The 10,992-nt window shown below is 48.1% G+C and carries 6 protein-coding genes; 1 reads left to right on the top strand and 5 read right to left on the bottom strand.

The genetic code is table 11. The features are described from left to right. Window positions 1-6,357: DUF5801 repeats-in-toxin domain-containing protein (locus tag BM231_RS27000; RefSeq protein ID WP_167550330.1), on the top strand; the 6,357-nt coding region annotated here is incomplete at its 5' end. Window positions 6,358-6,428: 71 nt separating this feature from the next. Here the strand turns inward: BM231_RS27000 and BM231_RS24755 are convergent. The 5 genes from BM231_RS24755 to BM231_RS24735 form a co-directional block, all read right to left on the bottom strand. Beyond that, window positions 6,429-8,657: an FHA domain-containing protein gene (locus tag BM231_RS24755; RefSeq protein ID WP_093523828.1), complete on the bottom strand. Its 2,229-nt coding sequence runs from the start codon at window positions 8,655-8,657 to the stop codon at window positions 6,429-6,431. Between the two features lie 180 nt (window positions 8,658-8,837). Then, window positions 8,838-9,128: a hypothetical protein gene (locus BM231_RS24750; protein ID WP_093523826.1), complete on the bottom strand. Its 291-nt coding sequence runs from the start codon at window positions 9,126-9,128 to the stop codon at window positions 8,838-8,840. A gap of 26 nt (window positions 9,129-9,154) precedes the next feature. After that, complete coding sequence (locus BM231_RS24745; protein ID WP_093523824.1) at window positions 9,155-9,394, bottom strand: EscE/YscE/SsaE family type III secretion system needle protein co-chaperone; 240 nt, start codon at window positions 9,392-9,394, stop codon at window positions 9,155-9,157. A 33-nt stretch (window positions 9,395-9,427) separates the two neighbouring features. Further along, entirely contained in the window at window positions 9,428-10,213 is a 786-nt protein-coding gene (locus BM231_RS24740; protein WP_093523822.1) for a Crp/Fnr family transcriptional regulator, read from the bottom strand. 372 nt (window positions 10,214-10,585) lie between these two features. Next, window positions 10,586-10,960, bottom strand: a complete 375-nt coding sequence (locus BM231_RS24735; RefSeq protein ID WP_063290613.1) for a hypothetical protein — start codon at window positions 10,958-10,960, stop codon at window positions 10,586-10,588. Window positions 10,961-10,992: the final 32 nt, after the last annotated feature.

Raw genomic sequence — 10,992 nt, 5'->3', positions numbered from 1 at the left:
GATGATCATATTCGCATTGATGAGACTGAGGGTGATCACAGCGATAATGTTGAAGAGACAAAGCGTCTGCGTCGTCTGTTCAAGGATGTTGAAGACAAGGGGAGTGATCCTGACCTGAGCGGCGCAATTTATGCCCGCAATGATGTTCTGGATTTCCATAAGAATGTTGGTGCTGATGAGCGTGGCAGTCATGAGCTGGTCTTCCGCATTGATAATGCTGCTTCTGGTCTGACCACAACTGAAGGTGACGTGATTACGCTGCATCTGGAAGATGGTCAGATTGTTGGCCGTGTTCCGGGTGGAGATGCTGCGTTTGCAATCCACCTGCACCAGAACGGTAAGGTCTCAATGGTTCAGTACATGTCCATTGAGCATCCAGACACAACGTCTTCCGATGAGCATGTCTCGCTTGATGGCAAGGTGACTGCGATCCTGACCGTTACCGATGAAGACGGTGATGCGGTTTCAACTGAGATTGCTGTTGGTAATCTGTTGACGTTTGATGATGACGGGCCGCGTGTGACCAACCAGCAGCAGGATGTGACTGTTGATGAAGATGACATCGACACTATTCTGTCTACTGGTACGAGCCCTGATTACTCAAATAGCACTGGGAATAGTGAGTGGATCAATTTCTTAAATGGCATTGCGGTCATGAAAGGAAACCTTCAGAGCACTGTTGATTTCGGTGCTGATGGGGATGCTGGTGCTGGTTCGTTCACGTTTGCCAATGATGCCGCGCAGCAATTGTCTGCTCTCGGCCTATCTTCTGATGGTGATGCGGTTCAGTTTCAGCATGCACAGGTAGGTGCAAATCTTACCTTGATGATTGGTGTTGCTGGTGGTCGTCCGGTCATCGGTTTGCTCTTGAACAATGAGACTGGTGCGTTTGAAGTACTGCAGGCTGACCAGCTGGATCATGTTACTGGTAACGATGAGAACACTGCGCTGCAGCTGCTTAGTGGTGATGAGCTTGCAGCTATCGACTTTGGCTCATTGATTATTGCGACAGATGGGGACGGGGATACCGTTACTCTGGACGGCAAACTGGATGTAACTGTTGTTGATGACATTCCGGCACCAGAACTCTGGGTTGATGATCATATTCGCATTGATGAGACTGAGGGTCCGCATAGTGATAATGTTCCTCCTTGGGTTGGTTTTGATACCTTCAAGAATGTCACCAATACAGGTAGTGATACTCATTTAAGTGGCCCAATTTATGCCAGAAATGATGTTTTGGACGGGTCTTTAAATGTAGGAGCTGATGAGGCTGGCAACTACGAGGTCACTCTCGAAATTGCCAGTGATGGGATTTCATCTGGCCTGTATACGACCGAAGGTGCTGAGATCTTCCTCTCCGAAGAAAACGGAATGATTGTCGGCCGTCTTGAAGGGGGGAATGGTCGCCCTGAAGGTGCTGCTGTTTTTGCTATCCATGTCCATCAAAATGGCGATGTGTCCATGGTTCAGTACATGTCCATCAAGCATTCAGACACATCGTCATCTGATGAACATGTGTCGCTTAATGGCAAAGTAATAGCCGTTCTGACTGTTACGGATGAAGATGGGGATGAGGTCTCCACGCAGGTCCAGATTGGTGAACATCTGACGTTTGATGATGACGGGCCGCATATTTATAGTTTTGGCACTACGGGTGAAACTGTTGAGCTTGATGAAACTGCAGGCCAGCAACTTGATGAACTTGTTGCTGCTCCAGATTCTGACATCCGCGTTTTGTTTGCCTCGCTGGATGCTGAGGCCTTAAGCGATCCAGATATGGAGACAACCTATGCTCGCAATGTGAACATTGTTGAGGCTGACATTTATCGTGGGGCTGATGGAGTTGATGCTCCGGAAGTCACTCTGGAGATCGCTGCTCAAGGCGCAGATTCCGGTTTGCAAACGACAGATGGTTCCCCAATCAACCTTTATGCCGAAGGAGATTTGATTGTTGGTCGTGCAGGCGATGGCAACGCTGCTGTGGTCTTTGCTGTTTCGATTGATGAGTATGGTAGCCTAAGCGTTGTCCAGTATGCGTCTTTGAAACATGTTCAAAGTGCGAATGATGATAGGCTGGACCTGGCGGGCAAAATCTCTGCAGTGTTGAGTTTGACTGATGGTGATGGAGATACTGATAGTGCTTCTGTCGCGATTGGCGATAAGATCATCTTCCATGATGATGAGCCTAATGCTACGGGAGCTGGTTCGAAGATCACAGTAAGCGAGGCAGATGATTTTGGCGTGACGACTTCTGGTACGCTTCAGTTTGAAGGTGGTTCAGATGGTGCAATAGTTACTACAGCTCGTATCGTTGATGATCAAGGATATGCACGTCGTTTCGATCTGGAAGAACCTCAAGGCCAACGTGGTGACTTCCTGACCGTTGACGGGGAAAAGGTCGTTCTTTCAAGTACGACGGACCCAGATGGTATCATCACGATTGAAGGCACTACTGAAACAGGTGGAGCGACTGCGTTTACTGTGGTTGTTCAGCCTGATGGTACCTTTGAGTTTACCCAGCAACTTGGTTTTGATCACCCAGATGTGAGCGGAGCTGGCAGTGATGACAGTATTGACCTGCGGTTGCGTTTTACTGTCACCGATGGCGATGGTGACACAGATACTGCTACTGCAGTGATCTCGGTAAACGATGATGAAGTTACTCTCACTGGTGTGTCTCGTACTGCAACTGCGGACGAAGACGATATCGTCAACTTGAACTCCGGTGTAAATGGAAATGCTCCTGGCGACGGGGATCACGATGGTTCGACGACAGGTGCGAATGACAATAACGGACCAGCTTACCTGACTGATAATGTCAGCGCTCTTGTCGATTTTGGTAATGACGGCGGCGCGTTTGAAATCTCAACTGATGCGGTTGCAAGGCTGACACAGATGGCCCTCACATCAGGTGGTGAAGCGCTGTCCTATGTTGTGATCGGTGACAAGATTGTCGGCTACGTCGAAACTGATGGCAATACTGACTATAGTTTCCAGAATGATCGCCCAGTGTTCTCGCTGGACCTGACATCTGACAATGGTGATGTGGCCTTCAAGCTGTTTGATCAGCTGGATCATGTTGCTGGCAATGGTGAGAATAATATTCAGCAGCCTCTGGTGATCGACTTTGGATCCGTGATTGATGCGGTTGATGGTGATGGTGACAGCGTTAATCTTGGTGGAAAATTCTCAATCAAGATTGTTGACGATGTGCCAGTCATCGACAACAGCTCTTACGAGGCGAACCTCGTTGTTAATGGCTCCTTTGAAGACCCGGATATTGGTTCTGCTGGACACAAAGCTATCGATGCCATGTCTGGGTGGATGTCTACCAATGGAACTAAGTTTGAATTGCATTCCAACAGCTTCAGCCCTTCATCTAATGGGAAACAGTATTTGGAGCTGGACAAGGACGGAGTGAATTCTGGTAAAGTTGATGGCATTTATCAGAATATCCCGACCGAAGCGAATACACAGTATCAGTTGACATTTGATCTTGCTGATCGGGCTGACAATAGTCCAACCAGTGAAGTGAGAGTGCTTTGGAATGGTGTTGAGGTTGGTGAATATTCAACCAACAGCACAGACTGGAGCACTATTACTCTCAATGTAGTGGGTACTGGCCAATCAGGTGGTGATCGCCTTGAGTTTGTTGAGCTGACGACACCCGACCAAAACAACGGTCTTGGCACCTATCTGGATGACATTCAGCTTCATAAAGTCGGGCTTGTTGTTGATGAGGCTGATGTTACAGGCGGAAATGCAGAAGTCTCTGGCAGCTTGCATATCAATTGGGGCACCGATGATGCTGACAGTGATGTTACTTCTCCTGTGCATGGTTCAGATCGCAGCGTTTCCTTTATCAATGTTACAGATGGGGAGCAGGCGAAAACTGTTGGCAACATAGCACTTGAGTCTGCAGGTGCTCCTGTCTTGCTCCAAGCGTTTGGTGCAGTTCTGATTGGCTACACCGGTGCGGCTCCTGCGGATGCCAATGATCTTGGCAATGCAATCTTCAAAGTCACATTGTCTGATGATGGTTCAGGTACGTATACCTTTGAGCTGCTTGGGCAGCTGGATCATAAAGGTGATGAAGCAGAAGATCTTTCTTTGTCCTTCGAATTTGAGGTGAAGGACAGTGACGGGGATAGCGTTTCTGGTGACTTCACAGTTAACATCCTTGATGATGTGCCAGTTGGTGCCGCAGATAATGTGATTGGTATTGAAGATGTTGCATTCGATATCAATGTTCTGAACAATGATATTGTTGGGGCTGATAAAGACGCAACTGTCCTTCTTGAAAACGCTGGGAAAACCGTTGAGGGCGGCAGTGTTGTCGTAAACTCTGATGGTACTGTGAAGTACTCTCCTGTTGCCAACTTCAACGGGCAGGATAGTTTTAGCTACCGTATTGAAGATGCAGATGGAGATCGTTCTGAAGTAATCACGGTGACCGTTGATGCCACTCCGGTGAATGATCGCCCGGTCCTGACTGTTACGAATGTTCAGCCTCAATTTGCCGAAAATGGAACTGGTCCAGTTACTGAGTTCAGTGCCTTTGATGTTGATGGTGATGCACTGACATATTCATTGACGGGTGAGGATGCGCATCTGTTTGAAATTAGAGGCAACGAAGTCTATTTCAAAGTGGCTCCTGATTTTGAGAATCCGTTGGATGTGGACGCAGATCAGGACTACAATTTCAATATCGTTGCGAGTGACGGGATCGAAGAAGCAAGTGAAGACATTGAAGTTTCTGTGACCGATCAAGCTGCTGAACTTAATCTATTTTTCAAGCCGGGTAGCTCTGAGAAATTTAAAGTCAAAGATGATTTTGAGGAACACAACGGGTCCTATGACTATTCTCACAGTCATGGCAATGGTGTCGTAACCTGGAGCGGGGCTTGGACTGAAAACGGAAGTCTTGATGGAGATTCCAAATACGGCGATGTTTATGTGCCGCAGCAGGGTGGTGCTATCTCCGGTCATCTTTACTTCCCGCACTGGACACCCAATGGTGAGGGATCCATTTCAAGATCGGTCGATTTGACGAATGGTGAAAATTTAAAGCTTAAGGCTTCAGTCGGCAACCGTTTGGAATTTGGGGATGATCAGTTTGATCTCTTGATTGAATGGGACGGGGGAAGTGCTCGTATCCCAATGTTTGATCAGGCGACGCAAGGCAGAAGTGAAGTTATCACTATTGATATTAGCAGTTTGCCTGGGTGGAACCCTTCTGAAGCCACGATCACATTTGAAGTGTCTGGAATGGAGGGTAATGACGATTATGCCCGTGTTCTAAATGTGAAGATCACTGGTGATATCGTTCTTGATCCAACAACCGAGCATGATGTTGATTTCACGCTTGGCGAAGAAGGTGTTGCTATCGCCGATATGCTTGGAGTTGATGATGGTGACAATAATGCTGCAAATAATCATCTCTCTAGTGCAGTCATCACACTGAAGAATTATCAGCAGGGTGATACCCTGAATTATGTACCACAAGGGGCTTATGTCGGTATTTCTGCCACGACTGCAGTTGTTGGTGGAAATTTAGTTCTGACGCTCTCAGGCGATGCAAGCTATGCAGCGTATGTTGCCGCGATCAAAGCGATTGAATTCAATACCTCTTCAAACATTGATACGAGAACCATTGAGATGGTTGTCAGCAATGGTTCAGAGGAGAGCGGGGTCGCTACGACCACAATCAATGTGATTGAGAATACCAATAATTATGTTGGCAATAACATTGATAGCTCTGCTCGTGTACATCAGGCAGATGGAAGCTATGAAGACCACGCGAGGTATGACTTCACGGATCAGAACGATCATATTGTCGGTAACAGCGCGTGGGACAACGACTTGTTCGGTGGACTTGGCAATGACTTGTTAGTCGGTCACCACGCCGTCAGACTTGTGAATGATGGGCTTGGCGGTCAGCGTGTGGCATCTGATGATTTCAAGGGTGGAGCCGGTTATGATCGTATGACCAGTGGCAATACTGAAGATCAGGACACCTTCATCTTTGATGTTCTTGATGGAAGCTTTGATAGGATCACTGATTTTGATGGAACTGCTCAGGGTGAAACCGATCATAACGTCGATAGTCTGGATATTTCTGCTCTCTTGGACAAAGCTTTCGGGGATGATGAAGTTGATGCCGCAGAAGCAGGGCAATACGTGAAAATTCAGGAAAATGGTTCTGGAAGTGACGTGCTTGTCGATACAGATGGGGCAGTTAATGGCGAGAACTGGTCAAAGATCGCTCATCTTGACAACATCAGCAATACAGACACCATCAAGGTGGTGCTGGATGATGATGGCTCCTACAGTCAGGTAGATGTCGTCGCCTAAAAAAAGCCCGGGTCTTATGTGAGACCCGGGCTTTTCATATGTTAGTGCTTATTTGTACTTTGAACGATAGCCTACTGCTTGGCATTTGCTTCCCGGACAACCCAGGCTGTTTGGTCGCCATACAGTGCGACGGAATACCCTTCATACTCACGGATCAAAGCACCTAGTTCGCCGACTGCGAGGAGGCGGCTGCTTTGATCGATGGATTGACCGATCTTGTAGCGTTTATTTTCGCTGTTCAGAACATAACGCTCGCCGATCAGACTTGCTCCAGTGACAGTAAGAGATGGAGAGGAAAGATCCCGAGTTAGGAAGCTGATGAAGCCGGGGTTTCGCAAGCTCTCTCTGATGAAATTGGAGTAGGGGATCAGATCGATGTTGTTGTTCTTTTCCGATTTGATCAAGCAATCGCGTGTTGCTGCCGGATTGACTGCAGCTTCCAAAATGTAGCGCTGGCGTTCCTCAGGAAACGTGGTGAGAGCAAGGCTTTCACTGCTGCTCAATATATCGAGCCAAAGTACAGTTACCGGGATCTGTGAGACTGGCACTGAAAGGTCTTCAGAGCAGAGAGGTCCCTCAGACGGTGGTGTCACAAGCAAGGGCAGGAAGTTCTTTCTCAGCTCTTCGGGGACAACACCTTTGGCTTTGGCGGTTTCCATCCATGCAAGAAAAACGACTTCAGCAGCTTCGGTAAGCTCAGGATCGTCCAGAGCGACGTTTTGGAAACGGACATCCGCTTTACTTTGGGAGGTTACACCCTGTTGCTTCTCGCTTTTGCCTTCCAGTTGTTTTGCGTTTGTCGCTTGCTGGTCTGCAACTGTTTCTTCTAAGGCACTCGGCTGACTGGTTGGTGATGTTGAAGCCTGAGCGGACGTGATGCCGATGCTGCTTAGCAAACGTTCTGTTGCTTTTTGGAGCGGTGTTGCAGGTGTTTCAGGTCCAGTCTCGAGTTGTCCTGCTGCATTGCTTTTAGCGAGACGACTTGAGGATTTTCGATTTGGTTGATCAGGTGCAAAACCGTCTTGCTGTTTGATTGCTCGTGCCAGTTCCAGTACTTTGGTCTGGCGCTCTTCTACCGGTTCATTCGTGAGTGGATCAACAGCGGCAAGCAAAGGCTCAATACCACCATCAAAGTTGGCCTTGAGATCCACAACTTGTCCGTTTTCCTGCACTAACTTGACGAGAGAACGCAGCGGAATAAATGCGGCGTACTGCCTGGAGTACGAGCGCAAGAAGCCAGACCAGCGATCAATGTCCTGACTTGCGATGATACCGCTAACTTCGAGGGTTTTATCGTCGAGCCGGAAGATTATGGTGTCGTCAATCAGGGCACGCTTTGCCAGTTTACGTACATCCAGAAGGTAGTCGTCCGCAGTCTTGATGTTTGAGGTTACGCCAGAGATGCCATTCAACCCGCGTAGATCTGCAATTAGTTGGTCTGCGGTTGTTTTATCGAGGACTGAACCGCTCAGAGTTAGCTCACCGTCGTCTGCAAGTGCGAAGCTTACGTTGGATCCGCGAGATTGCAGATAACCAGCAATATCTTTCTTCAGTGTTTCTATGACGCGCACGCGCAGGCGTACAGGCACTTCAGTGCGTTCTACTGCCTCTGTGATTGCCCGGCGCTGAACAGGCTCGCTAACATAACCTGTCAGATAGATCTGATCATCCACGTCCTGACGCAGACTCAGTCTTTCTGCAAAGGGGAGGTCTGCCAAAGCGACACGCACCGCTTCAATGCCTCCATTTGGGAGTGCGCTTGCAGTGCGAGGAGAGATCTGGCCAGAGCCAACAAGGTAGAAACCGCCGAGGACGACAGCACTGGCAACCGTCGCAAAGGCTATGCGTTTGCGATACTTTGCGACTGGAGCGAATATTGCGTCAACGTGTTTGGCGTTCTCGCCAAGGATTGAGTTTGCAGCAGAGTTCTCGGCTGCTTGCTCTTCACCATCGTGAGTAGCATTTAATGCCTTGCTCAGCGTTGCCCATTGAGCGTTTTTGGCGCCAAGGGCAATCTTGATGACACCAATGCTGATGACATCAAGAGGCTCAATCTCGACCCATTCATCGCTGCCACTCGTAAGGGAAACACCGTTTTCAGTCCGGATATCTCCTGCCTTCGCAGAGATTTCGATTTTGTTGTCTTGTAGACGTAGCTGCATATGGCTTGCAGCAACACTCAGATCTGCCAGTTGCAAATCGTCGTTTCTGTCCGAACCAAGTGTATACTCACCCGGCTCGAGCATGACTTCCGCGCCAGCCTGTTGGCCTACAAGAATTTTGAGGATGAGTTTACCCATTCGCCGTCCCACCTAAACAAGCGCTGGAGTTCGCCAGATTGACTATTTGCCATAAGCGAACTGAAAAATGCCATGAACTGTCTGCGCCCGGGAGGACCGAACGTCTCTCATGGATCTGAATATACAAAGGCTCTCTTCCTCACTCGCTTTCGCAATCGGAAGAGAGCCTTTTAAAATGATTTAGGCAATGTTACGTGCACAGGCTTTGACCATGTCTGCGTGCGCCTTCACCATGCTGGTTCGAGTCTGACCCATGGTGGTGTAGGTGTTCACGAGCAGCTGCAGAGTGAACATCTTTTCAGTTTCAGCCAAGTTGGACTTCTGGGTGTCAATGATCTTGTCATTGATCTTGTCCATCTCGCTTTGGAAGCGGACGCTGATGGCGAGCGAATTCATCCCGGCTGTATCTTGTAACTGTCCTGGTGATGTCGAAGTGATACTACCTTGTACACCATCAATAAATGTTGCCATTACCGTCTCCTGATCCTTGCGCGGCTCTAACTCTGTACTGGAAATTTGCGCAGGACGTCCTGAGCAGCAGTGATGCCGGTTATCACTGTTTGAATACGTTGATAGTCAGCCTCAGTCTGAGGTTCCTTTGATTTCTCACGCATCCAAGAGGAAAGATCGTCCAATTTCTCTTCGAGCTTTTGAGCATGTTCTGACCCGTGCTGACTCTTTAAAGTCTCTTCCAGATCGGTGACATACATCTCGCTATTGGTGTTTTCGTCTTGCACGCGTCAGTCCTTTGTTTCAACGCTTCCAGCTTTTTAAAAATTTGACTCATTATTGAGCAAGTTCCGCTCCAGCATTGTCCTATTCAGCACAGTGATCGAACGATCCTGAATTTTTATGATGCCAGCACGCTCCCATTCTTTCAGGCGACGGTTGATATTGCTGCGGGTCCCACGTGCCATTGCGCCCAGATCACTCTGTGTGACGATAGCACCAGAGATCACCGACTTGTCTTGAGGGTTGTCACCCGCAGGCGTGCCAATCGACTCAAGCAGGCTCAACAGCGCATGTGCCAGGCGAGCAGAGAGGCTTGGCAGCGACAAGCAACGCGTCGATTCGATGTAGGAGCGGTAATGCTTCGCTACGACTACAGCCAGTGCGCGACAGATTTCTGCACTCTGCTCGTTGATGACGTGAAATGCAGAACGTCTGATCTTGTGAACGACAACGTTTCCTAACGCGCAAGCTGTATCTGCATGAACAGATCGCTGAAAGACACCCAACTCGCCGAAGCTCTGGCCTGCTGTGATGATGGCATAAAGGAAGGTCGATCCATCTTCGCGCAAGTGACTTAAGCGAACATGTCCGCTCTCAATGATGTAAAGAAATTCAGCATCATCTTCCTGAAGGTAGATGTTCTCGCCGTTTGAGTAGGTTTGGCGGATTGCTGATTGCTCTAAAGATGCACATAATTCATCATTCAGCTCTTGAAACAATGCTGCGTTTTCTTTCCAGCTGCTTTCACCTGAGGATGAGGTGCCAGTATTATGAGCTCTTGATGCGCCTCTACCCAGGCTTGCATCATATACTGCCTTTTCCATAGAAATGTACCGTGTCCTCTTACTTAAATAAGTGCAGCTATTTTAGAGGATGAAGATATACCGGTCTCCGCAGAGCAAATATACTTCGTCTTTTTTTTATTATACTCTACCAATATTCCACCCCAATCTCACTCGTACACAATTGCGATGAATTGTGCTTCAGAACACGGATAAAACTATAATTAAGACAGCTAATAAGCGAGTCAAGTCTGGCTGTCATCATCTAACTTATATTTTAATGGATATTGACTGTATCCCTCGGGATTGTGATTTTAAGTGCGAAAAAGTCACGATTTCCCTCCGTAATGTGAACAAGTGTGAGTCATTATAAGATTGAAACTGGTGTATACCTGCATGCACTGATTGTAGTTTTTATAGTGAACTCAATTCACCTATTAGATAATCGACCGTTTGCTCGAGTTTTGCAGGGCTAAGTTGTCCTGCTTCGTATAAAACCGCCAGATGTAACGTTCCATCTTTAGATTTCCCTGTATGCAGATTGGTTCCAATTTCAGGTTTGAAGCCAGCTCGGGTCAAAAGGGCTTCATTTGCTGAATTCTGGTCACCTGTTGTGGTTCGGCCAAGGCTGACAACGACGCTGTTGCCACCTTCGACGGGGGTAAACGTCAGTTCACCGGATTGTGAAAGGAGGTAAGACAGACTTCCGTCCATCTGCGGAGAAAAGGGGATCTTCATATTGTTTGCGAACGCTTCCAGGCTTGACTGGATGGCACTTGAAAACTGCATTCAATCCTCTCCTTTGTTCTTCCTTGGTTTCA

Source organism: Pseudovibrio ascidiaceicola (assembly GCF_900114245.1).
In the GTDB taxonomy this organism is placed as follows: Bacteria; Pseudomonadota; Alphaproteobacteria; order Rhizobiales; family Stappiaceae; genus Pseudovibrio; species Pseudovibrio ascidiaceicola.
This window is presented reverse-complemented; position numbering and strand designations above follow the sequence as displayed.